This window comes from Rhodanobacter soli, from assembly GCF_040548735.1.
In the GTDB taxonomy this organism is placed as follows: Bacteria; Pseudomonadota; Gammaproteobacteria; order Xanthomonadales; family Rhodanobacteraceae; genus Rhodanobacter; species Rhodanobacter soli_A.
Window position 1 is genome coordinate 1 of the sequence record NZ_JBEPSD010000005.1, and the last position, 18,208, is coordinate 18,208.

Consider the following 18,208-nt stretch of genomic DNA (forward strand, 5'->3'; position numbering starts at 1 on the left):
GGCAACGGCGGGCCGAACCTGGTGTCGAGCTTCCACGTGATCGGCGAGATCTTCGACAAGGTGCAGCCCGAAGGCGGCACGGTGGCGCAGCACAACGTGCAGACCACGCTGATCCCGTCCGGCGGCGCGGCGATGGTGGAGTTCCACACCGACGTGCCGGGCAGCTACGTGCTGGTCGACCACTCGATCTTCCGCGCGTTCAACAAGGGCGCGCTGGGCATCCTCAAGGTGGACGGCCCGGAAGACAAGACGGTCTACTCGGGCAAGGAAGTGGACTCGGTCTACCTGGGCGACCGCTCGGAGCCGAACCTGACGGCGGTGAGCACGGCGGCGAAGGCGCATGCGGCCGGCACGCTGACCAAGGCCGAGCAGATCGCGGCGGGCAAGCAGCTGTTCACCGGCACCTGCTCGGTGTGCCACCAGGCGAATGGCGAAGGCCTGCCGAACGTGTTCCCGCCGCTGGCGAAGTCGGACTTCCTGGCGGCCGACCCGAAGCGGGCGATGACCATAGTGACGCACGGGCTAACCGGCAAGATCACGGTGAACGGCCACGAGTACGACTCGGTGATGCCACCGATGGCGCAGCTGACCGACGACGAGGTGGCGAACATCCTGACCTACGTGCTGAACAGCTGGGACAACCCGGGCGGGCAGATCAGCAAGGAAGAGGTGGCCAAGGCCCGTGCCGCGGCCGCGCCCGCACCGGCGGCGGAACATTGATGCGGAGCGGTACGAAAAAGAATGTCTGGAAGTAAAGACGTCCAGACGGAGCACTGCAACGCGCAACGCCGGCCCTCGTGGTCGGCGTTGTCGTTTCGGCGGCATGCATGGCCGCGGCGCGTTGTCACAGCCGCATCTTGCATGGCGGGGACTTGACCGGGGTCAGGTCGGGCACGTGCGCTCGCTTCGAGACTGCCGCCGACCACAAGGGAGCAACGCAATGAACCATGCACGCAACTATCTTTCGGCCGCCTGCCTGTTCGCTATCCTGGCCACACCGGCCTGGGCGGGCGACGGAACCGCCAACATCAGCGAGCCGGCGGCATCGGCCGGACCATCGTGGCAGCTGGAATGGGATGCCCGCCTGCGCCACGAACAGGTCGACGACGATGCGTTCGCGCGCAACGCCCATGCCGACACCTTGCGCCTGCGCCTCGGCCTGCATGCCGAGTTCGGGCATGGCTGGAGCGGCCTGGTCGAAGGCGCCGGCGTGGCCAGTGCCGGCGACCGTTACAACAGCGGCGCCAATGGCCGTACCTTGTATCCGGCTGTGACCGATCCGCGCGGCAGCGAATTCAACCAGTACTGGCTGCGCTGGCAGGGCGACCGGTTCGGCGCCACCGCGGGCCGCCAGCGGCTGCTGCTGGACAACCAGCGCTGGGTCGGCAACAGCGGCTGGCGCCAGCACGAGCAGACCTTCGATGCCGTCGAATTGCGCTGGCAACCACTGGCGGCGTTGACGGTGCGCTACGACTGGCTCGACCGGGTGCACCGGGTGGCCGGCCGCGATGCACTGAATCCGCTGGCACGCGAGCGCCAGTTGAATACTCATTTGCTCAACCTGGCCTGGACCCGGGACGCGCAGCAATGGGGCGGCTACGCCTACCTGCACGAGGACCGTGACGTGGCCAGCGCCTCCAGCGCCACCTACGGCCTGCGCTGGAACGGCAAGGCGCTGCGCGACGGCAGCGGCCTCGGCTGGACGCTGGAGGGAGCGCGGCAAGTCGACTATGCCAACAACCCGCAGCACTTCGCGCACAGCTACTGGCTGCTGGAACCGAGCTGGACGCAGTCCGGGATCACCGCGAAGCTGGGCTGGGAACACCTGGGCGGCAACGGCCGGCATGCGCTGCAGACGCCGCTGGCCACGCTGCACGCGTTCAACGGCTGGAACGACCAGTTCAACGTGACCCCAGCCGGTGGGTTGGAAGACCGCTACGTCGGTGTCAACGGCAACTTCGGTCGCGGCAGCGTTGCCGGCAAGCTGGCCTGGACGGTGGCGTACCACGACTACCGCGCCGATCACGGCGGTCGCTACGGCAGCGAGTGGGATGCCTCGCTGGCGTTTCCGCTGGCGCAGGGCCTCAGCGGCCTGTTGAAGGTGGCGGATTATCGCGCCGACGGTTTCGGCCGCGACAGCGCGAAGCTGTGGCTGCAACTGGAGTGGCGTGGCCAGCAGGCATTGGCCGGCGCACGTTGAACGAAGCGGAAACGCAGGCGGGCGCGTTGATCCAGGTCAGCGCGTCCGCGCCGCGACTGCGTTGAGATGACGCCATGAAAGCCCAGCCATCACCCCACCGCCGCGCCGACGACGCGGTACTTCCCGAACTCGACCTGCGCTGGCTGCCGTCGCCGGAGCCGATGCTGCGCGCGCTGGCGATTGCCGACGCGTTGCTGCCGGGGCAGGCGGTGCAGGTGCTCACCCCGTTGCTGCCGACGCCGTTGCTCGACGCGCTGGTATCGCGCGGCATGCAGGCGACGGCGTTCGCCTTGCCGACCGGCGGCGCGCGCGTGCTGATCCGTTGTCCGGGCGGCGATGACGCAGCTTCGGCTTGAGCAGGGCCCGGCTCCCTCGTTGCCGCGGCGCTTCCTGTCCAGTGCGCCGTGGTGGGGGATGTTGGCCGGCGTGCTGCTGATCGTCGACGGCGCTACGGCGCTGCGCATACGCTGGAACCCGGCCACCCTGGCGCTGGTGCACGTGTTCACGCTGGGCGTGCTGGGCAACGCGATGTTCGGCAGCGTGCTGCAGTTCCTGCCCGCCGCTGCCGGCGTGCGGGTGCGCGGCAGCGCGACGTTTGGGTCATGGCTGCATGCCCTGTTCAACCTCGGCGTGCTGCTGCTGGTGATGGGACTGCACCAGGGCTGGCGTACGGCACTGATTGCCGCTGCCGTGCTGTTGCCGCTGGGATTCGTCTTGCTGGCGGCGATGACCGTGCCTGGCCTGCTGGCCGCGGCGGGGCAGCGCCTGCTGCGTGCGGGCTTCGGCGTGGCGATCGGGTTCGCCGCGCTCACCGCGTTGCTTGGCGGCATGCTTGCGCTGGGCTTCGCCGGACGCCTGACCTTGCCGTTGACGGCGCTCACCGACGTACATGCCAGCTGGGGCGTGCTGGGCTGGGTGGTGGTGTTGATGGCCAGCGTGGCGCGGGTGGTGATGCCGATGTTCCAGGGCACCGGCACGGTGCGCGAACCGGTGCAGGCGATATGGCTGGGCAGCGTGCTGCTGATGCTGTTCGGCGCGGCATGCTGGCGTCTGACCGATGGTAGCGGCGCCTGGCTGGCCGGCACGATAGCTGCACACGCGCTGCTGTTCGCCGTTGCCGCGTTGTGGTTGCAATGGCGCGCACCGCGATTGCGTCGCGGGCCATTGCTGTGGAGCTGGCGCGCCGGCCTGATCGTGCTGGCGCTGGCGGCACTGGCGCTGTCCACAGGCGTGCGTAACGGCATGCTGGCCGCCGCGCTGGGGCTGGGCGTGGCGTTGCCGCTGCTGGTCGCCGGCATGATGCTGGAGATCGTGCCCTTCATCGGCTGGATCGAACTGCACCGGCGCTGCGGTCGCGGCGTGCAGTCGCCCGGCGTGCAGCGGCTGCTGCCCGCATACGACAAGACCCGCGCACTGCTGGCGCAAGTGCCGTTGCTGTTGTTGCCGGTTGCCGTGGTGTGGCCGTCGGCGTGGCTGGCCCGTGCGGCCGGGCTGGCATTGCTGCTGGCCTGGGGCTGCATGGCGTGGACGCTGCACGGCGTGCGCCGGCGCGCCAGTCGTTTCCTGTTGACGATGGAATCCGCCGATGTCGCTGCCCGGGCCTGAACGTTTCGCACTCGGCAGGGTTCGAACGGCGATCGACCGCATCGACGATGGCCTCGTCGCGTTGTTCGCAGCGCGGCGTCGGTTGGCCGCTGCCGCCGGCATGCTCAAGCGGCGTGCCGGCGTGTCGCCGCGCGATTCGCTGCGTGAGCAGCAGGTGCGCGCGCGAACGCAGGCGCTGGCGCAGCGGCTGGCGCTGCCTGCAAGCACCGCCGAGCGGCTGCTCGATCTGGCGATCGCCGATGCCTGCCAGCGGCAGGGCATGGCGGTTGACCTGGGTCAAGGCGTGCCGTTGGCCGCGCCCGTCATGATGCCGCCCATCATGCCCAGCCAGACATTTCCGCCCTCTCTTGCGCCGCGCCTGCTGCGCCTGTTGCCGCCGCCGACACGGGTGGCGCCGTTGCTGCATGCGCTGCCGGCGCGCTGGCAGCGCCGCCTGCTGGAAGCGGCAATGGCGCGCGTGCTGGCCACGCCGCTGCGCGACGGCTCGCTGGATTTCATGCGTGGCCGCCGGCTCGCCATCGAGGTGAGCGACCTGCGCCTGCGCTGGGTGCTCGAACTGCGCGGCGACCGCCTCGACGTGGTCGACGCCGAGCCCGAAGCGAGCGTGCGCGGCAGCGCCACCGACCTGCTGTTGCTGGCCGGCCGGCTGGAGGATGCCGACACGCTGTTCTTCCAGCGTGCGCTGGAGTTGACCGGCGACACCGAACTGGGCCTTACCGCGCGCAACCTGCTGGAGCGGCTGCCGTGGGAGTCCGTGCCGCTGGGCCTGCGCATCGCGCTGAACCGCGGCGCGCGCTTCGCCCGTGCCGCCCGCGCCGCGCACCGCGGCGAAGCCGCCTGAGCCATCCCGTTTCCTTCCACTGACAAGCGATCACGATGACCGCCTCCGCAACGCTGCCCGTGCCGGTCTGGCGCGACGAACTCGAACACGAATACGCCGCGCTGGCCGAGCGCCTGGAATCGCTGGTGCCGTGCCTGGAAATACCGCTGCACCTGCCGTGGATCGACGCCATCAACAAGCTGAAGAAGCAGCGCGGTGCGGTGATCATGGCGCACAGCTATCAGTCGCCGGAGATCTTCCACGGCGTGGCCGACATCACCGGCGACTCGCTCGGCCTGGCGCAGGCCGCCGCCGATTGCGACGCCGACCTGATCGTGTTGTGCGGCGTGCACTTCATGGCCGAGAGCGCGAAGATCCTGGCGCCGGAAAAGACCGTGCTGATTCCTGACCTGGAAGCCGGCTGCTCGCTGGCTTCGTCGATCACTGCCGCCGACGTGCGTGCGCTGCGCGCGCAGCACCCCGGCGTGCCGGTGGTGAGCTACGCCAACACGTCGGCTGCGGTGAAGGCGGAGTCCGATGCGATCTGCACCTCGGCGAACGCGGTGCAGGTGGTCGAGTCGATGGGCGCGCGCAAGGTGATCTTCCTGCCCGACGAGTACCTGGGCCGTCACGTCGCCAGCCAGACCCGGGTCGAGCTGGTGCTGTGGCACGGCCGCTGCGAGGTGCACGAGAGGTTCACCGCGCAGCAGGCACGGCATGCGCGCGAGCAGTTCGATGCCATGTTGGTGGCGCATCCGGAATGCCCGCCCGAGGTGCTCGCCGAGGTGGACTTCGTCGGTTCCACCACGGCGATGGGCAAGTGGCTGGAACGCGAGAAGCCGGCACGGGTCGCGCTGATCACCGAGTGTTCGATGGCCGACAATTTGCGGTCGCAGTTCCCGGCGACGCAGTTCATCAAGCCGTGCAACCTGTGCCCGCACATGCAGCGGATCACCTTGCAGAACATCTACGCGTGCCTGCGCGACATGAAGCATGCGGTGGAGGTGCCCGCGGACATCCGTGTGCGTGCGCGTGCCGCGCTGGAGCGCATGCTCGCGATCGGACGGCGCGAGAGCGTGTGAAGCGCGCACGCCTGCCGATCGTGGTCGTGGGTGGTGGCGTGGCCGGCCTGGCCACGGCGTTGGCCGCTGCGCCCGCGCCGGTGCGTCTGCTGTGCCGCGCGCACGACGGCAGTGGCAGTGCCAGCGCCATGGCCCAGGGCGGCATTGCCGCCGCGCTCGATCCGCGCGACAGCCCCGCCGCCCACGCCGCCGACACCTTGCTGGCCGGCGCCCATCACAACGACGTGGCGATGGCGCAGTGGCTGACACGCGAGGCGCCAGGCGCCATCGCGTGGCTGCAGGCGCAGGGCGTGCTGTTTGATCGCGATGCCGATGGCCGCCTGCAGCTGGGACGCGAGGGTGGTCACGCCGCCGCGCGGATCGTGCATGCCGGCGGCGATGCCAGCGGGGCCGCGCTGGTGCATGCCTTGCGCGCGAAGGCGCAGGCTGCGGCGCACGTGCAGTGGCGCGGCGGCGTCGATGTCGATGCCTTGCTGGTCCGCGATGGCGGTGTGGTCGGCGTGCGTACCCGTGATGAGCGCGGGCGCCAGGAACACATCGAGGCGGCGGCCGTGGTGCTCGCCACCGGCGGCATCGGTGCGCTGTTTGCACGTACCAGCAACCCGCCGGGCGCGGACGGTGCCGGGTTGGCGCTGGGGCTGGCGGGTGGTGCCTCGCCGCGCGATCTGGAATTCGTGCAGTTCCATCCCACCGCACTGGATGTCGCCGGACACTGCCTGCCACTGATCACCGAGGCGCTGCGTGGTGCCGGTGCGCGCTTGCTCGATGTCGATGGGCGACCACTGATGGCCGGCATGCATCCGCTCGGCGACCTCGCACCGCGCGACGTGGTGGCGCGACGCGTCGCGCAGGCACAAGGCGAGGGCGGACAGGTCTGGCTCGATGCGACGGGCGTGGCGGGCGATTGGGAGCGGCGCTTTCCCACCGTGCTGGCGGCATGCCGTGCCCAGGGTTTCGATCCCCGGCTGGCCCCCATACCGGTCACGACGGCAGCGCATTTCCACATGGGCGGGCTGGCCACCGACGCGGACGGGCGAACCGGTATGCCGGGTCTGCATGCGGTGGGCGAGGTGGCATGCAACGGCATCCATGGCGCGAACCGGCTGGCCAGCAATTCGCTGCTGGAAGGTGTGTTGTGCGGGCGCCGGCTTGGCCGTGTGCTGGCCGCTGCCGAACCACGGCCCGGTCGTCGTGGCGAGTACCGCTGGATCGAGCGTGGCGACAGCCTGTCGCTGCCGCAGCTGACCGCGCTGGGCGATCTGCTGTGGCGCACGGCTGGGCCTGTGCGCGAGGCATCGTCGCTGCGTGATGCATGGCGCACCTGTGCAGCGGCGGCGGATGCCGGATGGCAGGCGCGGCTGGCCAAGGCGCTGTTGCGCGCGGCCTTGCTGCGCAAGCACAGCCTGGGCGCCCATTGCCGTCACGATCGCTGCTGCGCTGCCTGAAAAAGGCGACCTGCAGTGCCACGATATGCCCTGGCGGCAGCGGCATGTGCGGTGGCTGCCGCGAGGGGTTTGACCCGGATCAAGACAATTGAGCCGGGAGCTGTGCAAACTATAGGCTCCCGACCCTGTGAGTTTTTCATGACACGTCCTTCTTCGTTTGACTACGAACAACTGCGCGCCTGCGGCCGCGGCGAACTTTTCGGTGATGGCAATGCCCGGCTGCCGTCGCCGCCGATGCTGATGTTCGACCGCATCACGCACATCGCCAGCGAGGGCGGCGCGTATGGCAAGGGCGTGATCCACGCCGAACTGGATATCCATCCGAAGCTGTGGTTCTTCGACTGCCACTTCATCGGCGATCCGGTGATGCCCGGCTGCCTCGGCCTGGACGCGATGTGGCAGCTCAGCGGTTTCTTCCTGCCGTGGCTGGGCGAACCCGGCCGCGGCCGCGCGCTCGGCGTGGGCCAGGTGAAATTTTCCGGCCAGGTGTTGCCGAGCGCGAAGCTGGTGCGTTACGAGATCGACATCCGCCGCGTCATGCGCGGCAAGCTGCGGATGGTGATCGCCGACGGCAAGACCTTCGTCGACGATCGCCTGATCTACGAGGCGAGCGACATGCGCGTGGGCCTGTTCCAGTCCACCGAGGGCTTTTGAGATGCGCCGCGTCGTAGTGACAGGCATGGGCATCGTGTCGTGCCTGGGCAATGACCTGGAGACCGTGACCGGCGCCTTGCGTGATGGCCGCAGCGGTATCCGGGCGATGCCTGAATATGCCGAGCTCGGCATGCGCAGCCATGTGGCCGGTGTGCCGAACATCGACCTGGAGGCGGTGATCGATCGCAAGCTGAAGCGCTTCATGGGCGATGCGGCCGCCTATGCCTACGTGTCGATGCGTTCGGCGATGGCCGATGCCGGACTGGACGCGGAACAAGTTCGTGACCCGCGCATCGGCGCGATTGCCGGTTCCGGCGGTGGATCGCCGCGCTGGCAGATCGAAACCGGCGACCTGCTGCGCAACAAGGGCGTGCGCAAGATCGGTCCGTACATGGTGCCGCGCACGATGTGCTCGACCGTATCGGCCACGCTGGCCACGACGTTCGGCATCCTGGGCCTGAGCTATTCGATCTCCGCCGCCTGCGCCACCTCGGCGCATTGCATCGGCGCCGCGGCCGACCTGATCCGGCACGGCGCGCAGGACGTGATGTTCGCCGGTGGCGGCGAGGAAGAGCACTGGGGCATGACCTCGCAGTTCGACGCGATGGGCGCGCTGTCCAGCCATCACAACGACACCCCGGTCACCGCCTCGCGCCCCTACGACAGCAGTCGCGACGGCTTCGTCATCGCCAGCGGCGGCGGCATGCTGGTGCTGGAGGAGTACGAGCACGCGAAGGCGCGCGGCGCGCGCATCCACGCCGAACTGGTCGGTTACGGCGTTACCTCCGACGGTGCCGAGATGGTGGCGCCGTCCGGTGAGGGCGCGGTGCGCTGCATGCAGATGGCGCTGGCCAAGGTCAACGCGCCGATCGATTACCTGAACACCCACGGCACCGCCACGCCGCTGGGCGACATCGTCGAGCTCGACGCGGTGCGCGAAGTGTTCGGCGAGGCAGTGCCGCCACTGTCCTCGACCAAGGCGCTGACCGGCCATTCGCTGGGTGCCGCCAGCGTGCACGAGGCGATCTACAGCCTGCTGATGCTCAAGGAAGGATTCGCCGCCGGCTCGGCCCACATCACCGAACTCGACCCGCGCGCCGAAGGTTTCCCGATCCTGCGCGAAAGTCGCCCGGCGAAGCTGCACACGGTGATGTCGAACAGCTTCGGCTTCGGCGGCACCAATGGCAGCCTGGTGTTCGCCAAGGTGTGAGCCGGCGGCAGCCATTTCCGACAAGCCGGTTGGCCTGCAGCGGCAGCCGGCACATGCCATCGGTCCGGTGGGGTATGGGGGCCGGGGTATACCGAGGGGGGTCGGCGCGATAGGATCGCGGCGGGGCGCGTGTGCTGCCGGATGGGGGACGTCGGTGGCATGGCACGGCGACAGCAGCGGAGGCCGTGGTGAACGACGAATACATGGAAGCGTGGTTTTCGCGCGTGGAGCCGGTACTGGGCGCTGCACTCGAACGGCGTGACGTTCACACGTCGACCCATTGCGGGCGAGTCGGTCGGCTGGCCCTGGCGTTCGCAGGAGATCTTGGCCTGGCCGGCGAAGAACTGCTGGTTCTGGATGTGGCAGCCCGGTTTCACGATGTGGGGAAGATCGGGGTTCCCGATGCGATCCTGCACAAGCAGGGGGCGCTGAACGACGCCGAGTGGGAAATCATGAAGGGCCACAGCCTCCATGGCGAGCACATCGTGCGGATGGACCCGGGGCTGCCCTTTGGTGACGAGATCGCGCTGGCAGTGCGTCATCATCACGAGCACTACGATGGCACCGGCTATCCGGATGGCCTGCGCGGACACGCCATTCCGCTGCCGTCGCGGGTGCTGTCCGTGATCGACAGCTACGACGCGATACGCAAGCGTCGTGCCTACCATGCGGCCCATTCGCATGAATCCACGGTGGCCATCCTGGCCGGCGAGAGGGGCACCAAGCACGATCCGCAGATCCTCGATGCGTTCCTGTCGCACGACAGGCATTGGTTCGATCGGCCGGGCGTGTCCGGCTAGCGGAGGCGACTCAAGTAGTTTCCGGTACGCGCATGCCCGGCTCGCCGTGCCAGTAGCCGTTGCGCGCGCCGATCCGCGGCGGCGCCACCGGCGAACGGCGGGCGAGGTGGTAGTGCGCCACCATCTCGGCCATGCCTTCGGCCTGCGGATACAGGCGTAGCACGTCCACGCCCAGTTCGCGCAGCTGCGGCAGTTCGGGACCGAGATCGGTGATCTCCTCGCCCTGGATCTGGATGCCGTTGATGCGCAGGAACGGCCGGCCCTCGCGCGTGGCCAGCGGCATGCCGTCGGGATAGTCGATGCAGCGGAAGCCGCACTGGTCCTTGGCCACGTCCAGCGCACGCGCGGTGAAGCAGCGCGCGGAGAAGGCCAGCGGCAGCCGGCCGAACGCGATCACCTCAAGCTCGGGCATCTCGCGTTGTTCGGCACGCATCGCCTCGCGCAATTCGCGCAGCAAGACGTGGCCTTGTTCGACACCCGGCACCCAGCGGCGCAGGCCGTCGTCCATCAGCATCGCCAGCGCGTGGTGGTTGTAGACGTTGAGCGTGGGCCCGGCGACGAACGGCACGCCGCGCTCGCGGCACAGCTGCACCGCCGAGAGGTCGTTCGCCTCGATCCAGCAGTCGCCGTGGTCGACCAGCCGCTGCAAGACGCCCAGTTCCGACTCGGCCTCGATCAGCGCCAGCGACGACAGCACCACCTGCTTGCCGCTGCGGGCGAGCTCGGCGGCCAGCGCGATCCAGTCGCGCGTGCCCAGCTCGCGGCGCTTGCTGCACACCGTTTCGCCCAGGTAGATGATGTCGAGCGGCCAGTCGGCCGCCTCGCGGTAGAACGCCAGCGTGTGTTCGCGCGGCCAGAAATACTGTAGCGGGCCCAGGCTCAGCTTCATCGTGTTCATCGGTTCAGTGCCAAAAAGTCAGTGCCAGGAACGGTGATAGGGGCCGAGCGTGGTCTGGTGACCCTCGGCGTGCTTCGACAGCGCGGACTGCCAGCGCGGTTGCGCCGCCCAGTCCTGCGGCGAAGCGCGGTAGCGGTCCAGCGCATCGCGCCAGGTGCGCGTGACCGAGCCGACATAGGCGACGCCGCGCTGGCGCCCCTCGATCTTCAGCGCCGCCACGCCGGCCTGCGCCAGTCGCGGCAGCAGCTCCAGCGTGTTCAGGCTGGTCGGTTCCTCCAGCGCGTGGAAGACCTCGCCGCCGACCTCGAAGCGGCCCTTGCACACGGTCGGATAGCCGGCCGGTTCGCGCGGTTCGAAACGGTCCATCAGCACCTGGTTGAGGCGCACGCTGCGGCGGCCGTCGTCGTGTTCCTCCCAGCGCACGAAGCTGGCCGGCGAGCACACGCCGTGGCGGTTCGGCGAGGCGCCGGTGACGTAGCTGGACAGCTGGCAGCGGCCTTCGACCATGATGCACAGGCTGCCGAACGCGAACACTTCCAGCGGCACCGGCGAGCCCTCGCACAGCCGCTCGACCTGCTGGATCGACAACACCCGCGGCAGCACCGCGCGGCTGATGCCGAAGCGCTCGTGCGCATAGCGCAGCGCCGGCGCGGTGGTCGCCGAACCCTGCACCGACAGATGCCGCTTCAGCGCGGGATGCGTGCGCGTGGCGTAGTCGAGCACGGCCATTTCCGCCGCGATGATCGCGTCGCAGCCGAATTCGGCGGCCTTGTCCACCGCGGCGTACCACTGCGGCAGGCGCGCGCTGTCGGGATAGGTGTTCAGCGCCAGGTAGACCTGCCTGCCGCGCTGGTGCGCGTAGGCGATGCCATCGCGCAGCTCGTCGTCGCTGAAGTTCAGCCCGGGAAACGCGCGCGCGTTGGTTTGGTCGCGGAAGCCCGCGTAGACCGCATCGGCGCCGGCGTCGATCGCCGCTTGCAGCGCCGGCAGGTTGCCGGCAGGACAGACCAGTTGCATGAGTCACCTCGAAGCTGGGAATTCGGGGCGCATCGTGGCGGTCGTTGCCGGTGCCTGCGTTGACGTGGATCAGCTGGAACCGCATTGCCCGGAGCTACCATGCCCACATCCGCCACGTGCATGGTGTTGCTTCCCACCGAGGAGTCGATTCGATGAAATACAAGCATGCTGTCGCCGCCGTCCTGCTGAGCGCGTTCTCGCTGGCGCCATTGGCGCAGGCGGTTGCGCAGGAGCCTCACCATCACGCCGCCGCACCGACGGCCGCGCCGGCAGCGGCGCAGCGCTGGGCGCCGGATGCGCCATTGAGCGAGGGCATGCGCCGTGCGCATGCCGCGGTGGACGAGTTGCGTCACTACGAAATGGGCCACATGAGCGCGCCGATGGCGGTGGACCGGGCCACCAGCGTCGAGGAGGCGGTGACCTACATGTTCGCCCACTGCAAGCTGGCGGCCGAGCCCGACGCCGCGCTGCACGGCATCCTGGTGCCGCTGCTGAGCGCGGCACAAGCGCTGAAGGCCGATCCGAAGAAGGTTGGGGCGGTGGCCGACATGCGCGCGGCGATCGCGCACTATCCGCAGTATTTCAACGACCCGGGCTGGGACCAGCCGGTCCCGGTCGAGCACGTGATGCACGACGAGCCCTGAGGCCACAGGAGCGCAGCTTCGTAAGGCGGGCACTGCCCGCCCTACGGCTGTCGGGTAGTTCGGTATCTACTGGTTGGCTCGGGCTGTCTGCAGGGTTGCCCATAGCGCATCGATGCGCCGTTCTACCGCAACATCAGGCACGATCGGCCGGCTCCAGGCGCGGCTGGTTTCGGACGGCCATTTGTGGGTGGCGTCGATGCCGAGCTTGGAGCCGAGCCCGGCAACCGGGCTGGCGAAATCGAGGTAGTCGATCGGGGTGCTCTCCACCAGCATCGTGTCGCGCGCCGGATCGACGCGGGTCGACACCGCCCAGATCACGGCCGACCAGTCACGTACGTCGATGTCGTCGTCGGTGACGATCACGAACTTGGTGTAGGTGAACTGGCGCAGGTACGACCACACGCCCATCATCACTCGCCGCGCGTGGCCGGCGTACTGCTTGCGGATGCTGACCACCGCGATGCGGTACGAGCACGCCTCCGGCGGCAGGTAGAAGTCCACGATCTCCGGAAACACCTTCTGCAGGATCGGCACGAACACGTCGTTCAGCGCCATCGCCAGCACGGACGGCTCGTCGTGCGGTGCGCGGCCCATGTAGCTGCCGTGGTAGATCGCGTCGCGGCGCAGGCGCATGCGCTCGATCGTGAATACCGGGAAGTGGTCCTGCGCGTTGTAGTAGCCGGTGTGGTCGCCGAACGAGCCTTCCAGCGCGATGTCGCCGGGATGGATGAAGCCTTCCAGCAGGATCTCCGCACCGGCCGGTGCATCCAGGCCTGTCAATTCGCTGCGCCACACGTGCGTGCGCTGCCCGCGCAACAGGCCGGCGAACTCGTATTCGGACAAGGTATCCGGCACTGGCGCCACCGCGGCCAGCATCGTGGCCGGATCGGCGCCGATCGCCACCAGCACGGGGAACGGTTGCTGCGGATGCGCGGCGCACCAGTCGGCATAGTCGAGCGCGCCGCCGCGATGCGGCAGCCAGCGCATGATCACCCGGTTCGGACCGATCACCTGCTGGCGGTAGATCGCCACGTTCTGGCGCGGCTTGCTGGTGCCGCGCGTGACCACCAGGCCGAACGTGATCAGCTTGCCGGCGTCGTCGGGCCAGCAGTGCTGGACCGGCAGGCGCGCGAGATCGATGTCGCCGCCCCGCAATGTTTCCTGTTCGAACGCCGCCTCGCGCACACGCTGCGGCGCCACGTGCGCCAGTTGCGCCAGTTCCGGCCAGGTCGCCAGCGCCTGGCGCAGGCTGGACGGCCAGCGCGGCTCCTTGATCGCGGCGAGCAACTGGCCGAGTTCGCGCAAGGAAGCCAGTGGCCGCCCGGCCAGAGCCAGTTCGATGCGCCGGCGGTGGCCGAACAGGTTGCCCAGCAGCGCATGCGGAGAGTCGCCGGGGCGCTCCATCAGCAGCGCGGGGCCGCCCTCGCGCAACGCGCGCAGGCTGAGCGCGGTGGATTCCAGGTGCGGATCGACCGGCGCCGCCACGCGCTGCAGCTGCCGCTCGCGTTCGAGATGCGCGAGGAAACCGCGCAGGTCGTGGAAGCTCATGCGGGCGGCCCGGGGATGGCCAGGCTGTCGCCGTCCGCGTCGGCCAGCAGTTGCCGATGCACCCGTGCGAGTTCCGCCAGCAGCTGCGCGCGCGCATCGGCGGCGAACGGGTTCTCGCGCTGGATCGCGGCGAACAGGTGGCCGGCGTCGCCGCGCACCGCCGCCAGCATGTGCTTTATGCCCTGGAACGACGGCGGAGCCACCGGCAGGCCATCATCCACGCCGAGGTCGATCAGCCCCTTGGCGATGAAGAATGCCAGCGCGTGGGTCCTGGCCATGGCGCGGTCGTGGCTTTCCGGGTCCTGCACGATGACTTCGCAGCCGAGGTCGCGGAACAGTTCGCCGGCGCGTGCGGCGGCCCGCGGATGATCCGCGGCGGGGCAGATCACTGCGCGCCGTGGTTGCTCATCACGAGCCAGGCTCAGCGGGCCGAACAGCGGATGCGTGCCCACGTGAGGAACATTCGCACCGAGCACCTCGTCCATCATTGCGCAGGGGTGCAGCTTCACGCTGCCCACGTCGAGTACGGTCTGCCCGGCATGCAGCAGCGGACGCAGCGTGAGCAGGGCATCGCGCATGTACGGCACCGGCATTGCCAGCACGATCCAGCGCGCGTCGCCGATGGCGGCCGGTATCGACGCGGCGGCGAGTGCGGCGGAAATATCGGCGTGCGGGTCCCAGGCACGCACGCGATGCCCCGCCTGCAACAGCAGGTCGGCGAAGGCTTTGCCGAAGCGGCCGTAGCCGAGCACGACGAAAGTCGTGGCGGATGGCACAGGATCGCGCGGCTCGGTGGCGCTCATGCCGCGAGAGGCGGGCGGCCGCTGGCCAGGCTGGCGCGCAGTGCGGCGTTCCACGGTGCGATGTCGATCCGGCGCGCGACAAGCCAGTCGCGATCGAACAGCGTCTGTGCGTAGCGTTCGCCGCGATCGCATAGCAGGCTCACGATGCTGCCGCGCTCGCCGCGGGAGCGCATCGAGGCCGCCAGTTGCAGGCAGGCGACGAGGTTGGTGCCGGACGAACCGCCATAGCGATGACCGAACAATTCTTCCAGCAGCCAGGCGGCGGCGATCGAGGCGTCGTCGGGTACCTCGATCACCCGGTCGACCACGTCGAACAAAAAGCCCGGTTCCACCCGCGGCCGGCCAATGCCTTCGATCAGGGTGGGCTGGCTGGCCCGTGCCAGGGGATCGCGCGTGCGCCAGCCGTGCACGAAGCCGCTGCCGGCCGGCTCGGCCACGCACAGCTGCGTGTGCAGCCGGCGGTAGCGCAGGTAGCGGCCGATGGTGGCCGAGGTGCCGCCGGTGCCGGCGCCGCAGACGATCCAGGCCGGCTCGGGCTCGGCCTCGAGTGCAAGCTGGCCGATGATCGACTCGGCGATGTTGTTGTTGCCGCGCCAGTCGGTGGCGCGTTCGGCGAGGTCGAACTGGTCCAGGTGGCAGGCGCCGCGCGCGGCGTGCTCGGCGGCGCGTGCGTGCACCTGCGCGGGATCGTCGACCAGGTCGCACTCGCCGCCCAGCGCCTGCACGTCGCGGATCTTGCCGGGCGCCGTGCAGGCCGGCATCACTGCGATGAACGGCAGTCCCAGCAGGCGCGCGAACCACGCCTCCGAGATCGCCGTGCTGCCGGAGGAGGCATCCACCACGGCCTGGCCGCCGCGCAGCCGACCGTTGCACAGCGCGTACAGGAACAGCGAGCGCGCGAGGCGATGTTTCAGGCTGCCGCTGGGATGCGCGGCCTCGTCCTTGAAGTAGAAGTCGATGCCGTGGAAGCCGGGGAAGTTCAGCTTCAGCAGGTGGGTGTCGGCCGAACGCGCCGCTTCCTGCGCCAGTTTCGCCAGCGCGGTGTGCACCCAGCGGCGGTCGGTTTCGCGTTGCGGGTTGACCAGGCGCAGGACGCTGTCCAACGAAGGCTCCGTGATCATGGTTGGAAACCGGCGGCGCTGCGCAGGGCGCGCACGCGACGGCCGAGGAAGTCGAAGTAGCGGTCGATGTAGCTGATGCCGTTCTCGTGGTCGATCAGGTACGGGTTCATCAGCGTATGGCGCAGGATCAGCAGGCGGTCTTCGTCCGGGTCGAGGCTGGCCACGTCCAGGCCCAACGCGGCGAAGATGCGCGCGGTCTGTGCCGGGCCCAGCATGTCTGGTCGCAGGGTGGTCACCGAGCCGAAGAACTCCTTGGTCTGCAGCGGCTGCTGCGGGTCGCAGCGCAGTTCGTCGTGCAGTGCGCGCACGAACGCGTTCGCAGCCGCCACCGAGGTGTTGCCGTGCGGGTTGAGCGCGAGGCAGACCAGGTTGCTGTCCGGTGCGAACGGCACCAGCGCGTGGACGCAGCCGGCCAGTTCCAGCGCGAAGCGTTGCGCGCGTGCATGGAAGGTCTCGGCCGCGCGCACGGTGGCGCGCGGCAGCCGGCCGAAGTGGACGTGGTCCAGCGGCAGGACCTTGTGCGTCACGTACACCGCGGCCGCCGCCGCACCGGATTTCGAGCCTTCCGGGATGAACTGGCCGAGGCTGCGGTAGCGCGCCAGGTAGCCGGCGGGCGTGGCGGCGTGGAACACGTAGTCGGCGCGCTCGGCCAGCAGCGCCATCGCGCGGTGGTCGCGGTAGATGAAGGCACCGCTGCCGTAAGGGAGGTAGCCGAGCTTGTGCGGGTCGACGGTGACCGAGTCGGTGTCGCCCAGCGCGGCAAACGCGGCGTGCACCGCGGGCGTGGGGAACTGCGTGTAGTCGGCGGCCACGTCGTCGAGTGGACGCAGCGAGCCGTCTTCGTTGCGGAACAGCGTGGCCAGGTAGCCGCCCCAGGCGGCGTCGACGTGCACGGCGAAGTCGAGTCCACGCCGGCGCGATTCACTGCGTGCGGCGAGCACGGCGTCGATCGGGTCGATGGTGCCGTACTCGGTGCCGCCGAGCACGGCCACGCACATCAGCACGCTCTGGCGCTCGCGCGCGCAGCGTTCCAGCGTGTCACGCAAGGCGGCGGAGTCCAGCCGCATGCCGTCGGTGGGCAACAGTTCGAGCTGGTCGCGACCGAGGCCGAGCAGCTTCAGTCCCTTGCTCCACGAGTAGTGCGCGGTGACCGGTGCCAGCACCAGCGGCACGCGCAGCTGTGGATGTGCGGCGAAGAAGCCTACCAGGCCGCGCTGCTCGATGCGCTCGTTCTCCACCCGTTCCAGCCAGCACGCACGTTCGGCCGGCGGTTGCGCGGCCAGCCAGTGCTGCCATGCCTCCAGCAGCACGATGCCGTCGGCGCTGGAAAGATTGAAGGCGGCCCAGTCGTCCGCCGGCAACGCCAGTTCCGGCACACCGGCCGCGCGCAGCGCCACCGGGAACGCCTTCAGCGCCAGCGCCAAGCGCAGCGCCTGGTAGTTCGCCAGGGTGCCGCCGGAGGTGAGGTGGCCGAACGCGCAGGCGTCCTGCGCCGGGTCGTGCGGATAGCCGAGCATGCGCGCCAGCTGCAGGCCGGCCTGCACTTCCATGTCGACGGTGACCGGGGCGGCGTCCTCGCTGACGTTGTTGGGGTTGTACGGCAGGGTGAGCATCTGCGCGGCCAGTCCCGGCAGCAGCAGGTCGGAGGCCATGTGGCCGATGTAGCGCGGGCTGTGGAACGGCACCGACTTCTTCAGCGCGGCGGAGAGCTGGTGCAGCTCGCGGCGCATGCGCGATTCGAAGGCGAGGTAGTCCGGGTGATGCGCGGCGGCGGTGGCGATCGCCGGCGGGTCCTCCGGGTGGAAGTTGCGCCGCCAGTACACGTGGTCGCGCAGGAATTCGACCAGTAGCTTTTCCAGCAGCGTGTCGTTCTCGCCGTAGGGGCCGAGGAAACAGGCGTCGAGGGTGTGGTCGCGCGGCTCTTCCGCCGGAAAGGGCTGGGCCGCGCTCATGCCAGCCATCCATGCAGCCAGCCCAGCGGGTGATGCATGCGGGCGACGCCGAGCATGTAGACGTAGGTGGCCAGTGCAGCCACATAGAAGGCCAGTCGCGCGCGCGGCGTGCGCGCCCGTTTCAGCGCCAGCATGGCGAGCACCACGTAGACCACCAGCAGCACCAGCTTGGTGGTGAGCCAACCGTTGGCGAACAGCGCGCCGGGCAGGATGCTCAGCAGCATCAGCGCGGCGGTAAGCAGGGTGGTGTCGATCGCGTAGCTGAGCCAGCGCACGGGTGTCCATTGCGCGGCACCGGCGTGGCCGGCCTGCACCAGCAATCCGCGCAGCGCAAACAGCGTACCGCTGGCCAGCACGCAGGCGATGTGCACCCATTTGATCTGTGGATAGAACTCGAACACGGAATTTC

At 69.3% G+C, this 18,208-nt stretch carries 18 protein-coding genes; 11 read left to right on the forward strand and 7 right to left on the reverse strand.

The annotated features are described in order from the left end of the window. From ABIE04_RS17335 to ABIE04_RS17380, 10 genes are all read left to right on the forward strand, one after another. Positions 1-720 (forward strand): c-type cytochrome (locus ABIE04_RS17335; protein ID WP_354553108.1); only part of this gene is annotated, 720 nt, incomplete at its 5' end. Between the two features lie 220 nt (positions 721-940). After that, the gene (locus ABIE04_RS17340) at positions 941-2,200 is read left to right on the forward strand and encodes an alginate export family protein (RefSeq protein ID WP_354553110.1); all 1,260 of its coding nucleotides are present in this window, start codon (positions 941-943) and stop codon (positions 2,198-2,200) included. A gap of 74 nt (positions 2,201-2,274) precedes the next feature. Next, entirely contained in the window at positions 2,275-2,556 is a 282-nt protein-coding gene (locus ABIE04_RS17345) for a DUF2249 domain-containing protein (protein WP_354553112.1), read from the forward strand. Then, positions 2,537-3,805, forward strand: coding sequence for a hypothetical protein (locus tag ABIE04_RS17350; RefSeq protein WP_354553114.1), 1,269 nt, complete (start codon positions 2,537-2,539; stop codon positions 3,803-3,805). The genes ABIE04_RS17345 and ABIE04_RS17350 overlap by 20 nt, the downstream gene beginning before the upstream one ends. Continuing rightward, positions 3,786-4,646: a ubiquinone anaerobic biosynthesis accessory factor UbiT gene (gene ubiT / locus ABIE04_RS17355; RefSeq protein WP_354553117.1), complete on the forward strand. Its 861-nt coding sequence runs from the start codon at positions 3,786-3,788 to the stop codon at positions 4,644-4,646. The genes ABIE04_RS17350 and ubiT overlap by 20 nt, the downstream gene beginning before the upstream one ends. 35 nt (positions 4,647-4,681) lie before the next feature. Continuing rightward, positions 4,682-5,707: a quinolinate synthase NadA gene (gene nadA, locus ABIE04_RS17360; RefSeq protein WP_354553120.1), complete on the forward strand. Its 1,026-nt coding sequence runs from the start codon at positions 4,682-4,684 to the stop codon at positions 5,705-5,707. Beyond that, the gene (locus ABIE04_RS17365; protein ID WP_354553122.1) at positions 5,704-7,152 is read left to right on the forward strand and encodes an L-aspartate oxidase; all 1,449 of its coding nucleotides are present in this window, start codon (positions 5,704-5,706) and stop codon (positions 7,150-7,152) included. The genes nadA and ABIE04_RS17365 overlap by 4 nt, the downstream gene beginning before the upstream one ends. A 138-nt stretch (positions 7,153-7,290) precedes the next feature. Further along, positions 7,291-7,806 carry a bifunctional 3-hydroxydecanoyl-ACP dehydratase/trans-2-decenoyl-ACP isomerase gene (fabA, locus tag ABIE04_RS17370; protein WP_354553125.1) on the forward strand — a complete coding sequence of 172 codons (516 nt, stop codon included), beginning with the start codon at positions 7,291-7,293 and terminating at the stop codon, positions 7,804-7,806. 1 nt (position 7,807) lies between these two features. Beyond that, a complete protein-coding gene (gene fabB / locus ABIE04_RS17375; RefSeq protein WP_354553127.1) occupies positions 7,808-9,016 on the forward strand; it encodes a beta-ketoacyl-ACP synthase I in 1,209 nt (402 codons plus the stop codon). 188 nt (positions 9,017-9,204) lie between these two features. Next, positions 9,205-9,816, forward strand: coding sequence for an HD-GYP domain-containing protein (locus ABIE04_RS17380; RefSeq protein WP_354553129.1), 612 nt, complete (start codon positions 9,205-9,207; stop codon positions 9,814-9,816). 10 nt (positions 9,817-9,826) lie between these two features. On the opposite strand, the gene ABIE04_RS17385 is transcribed toward ABIE04_RS17380, so the two are convergent. Both ABIE04_RS17385 and ubiU read right to left on the reverse strand, forming a co-directional pair. Beyond that, entirely contained in the window at positions 9,827-10,705 is an 879-nt protein-coding gene (locus tag ABIE04_RS17385) for a U32 family peptidase (RefSeq protein WP_354553132.1), read from the reverse strand. A 27-nt stretch (positions 10,706-10,732) separates the two neighbouring features. After that, on the reverse strand, positions 10,733-11,731 hold the full coding sequence (ubiU, locus tag ABIE04_RS17390) for a ubiquinone anaerobic biosynthesis protein UbiU (RefSeq protein WP_354553134.1): 999 nt from the start codon (positions 11,729-11,731) through the stop codon (positions 10,733-10,735). A gap of 152 nt (positions 11,732-11,883) precedes the next feature. Here ubiU and ABIE04_RS17395 point away from each other — a divergent pair, with 152 nt between their 5' ends. Continuing rightward, positions 11,884-12,375: a DnrO protein gene (locus tag ABIE04_RS17395; RefSeq protein ID WP_354553136.1), complete on the forward strand. Its 492-nt coding sequence runs from the start codon at positions 11,884-11,886 to the stop codon at positions 12,373-12,375. A 66-nt stretch (positions 12,376-12,441) separates the two neighbouring features. Here the strand turns inward: ABIE04_RS17395 and ABIE04_RS17400 are convergent, their stop codons facing one another. The 5 genes from ABIE04_RS17400 to ABIE04_RS17420 are packed head-to-tail and all read right to left on the reverse strand — an operon-like array spanning position 12,442 to position 18,200. Then, entirely contained in the window at positions 12,442-13,923 is a 1,482-nt protein-coding gene (locus ABIE04_RS17400; protein WP_354553139.1) for a UbiD family decarboxylase, read from the reverse strand. Then, positions 13,920-14,726 (reverse strand): prephenate dehydrogenase/arogenate dehydrogenase family protein, encoded by an 807-nt coding sequence (locus tag ABIE04_RS17405; RefSeq protein WP_354553141.1) that lies wholly within the window; start codon positions 14,724-14,726, stop codon positions 13,920-13,922. Before ABIE04_RS17405 ends, ABIE04_RS17400 begins: the two co-directional genes overlap by 4 nt. After that, positions 14,723-15,829 carry a PLP-dependent cysteine synthase family protein gene (locus tag ABIE04_RS17410; protein ID WP_354553143.1) on the reverse strand — a complete coding sequence of 369 codons (1,107 nt, stop codon included), beginning with the start codon at positions 15,827-15,829 and terminating at the stop codon, positions 14,723-14,725. Before ABIE04_RS17410 ends, ABIE04_RS17405 begins: the two co-directional genes overlap by 4 nt. A gap of 14 nt (positions 15,830-15,843) precedes the next feature. Beyond that, on the reverse strand, positions 15,844-17,799 hold the full coding sequence (locus ABIE04_RS17415; RefSeq protein ID WP_354553145.1) for a pyridoxal phosphate-dependent decarboxylase family protein: 1,956 nt from the start codon (positions 17,797-17,799) through the stop codon (positions 15,844-15,846). After that, the gene (locus tag ABIE04_RS17420) at positions 17,796-18,200 is read right to left on the reverse strand and encodes a SirB2 family protein (protein ID WP_354553148.1); all 405 of its coding nucleotides are present in this window, start codon (positions 18,198-18,200) and stop codon (positions 17,796-17,798) included. The genes ABIE04_RS17415 and ABIE04_RS17420 overlap by 4 nt, the downstream gene beginning before the upstream one ends. Positions 18,201-18,208: the final 8 nt, after the last annotated feature.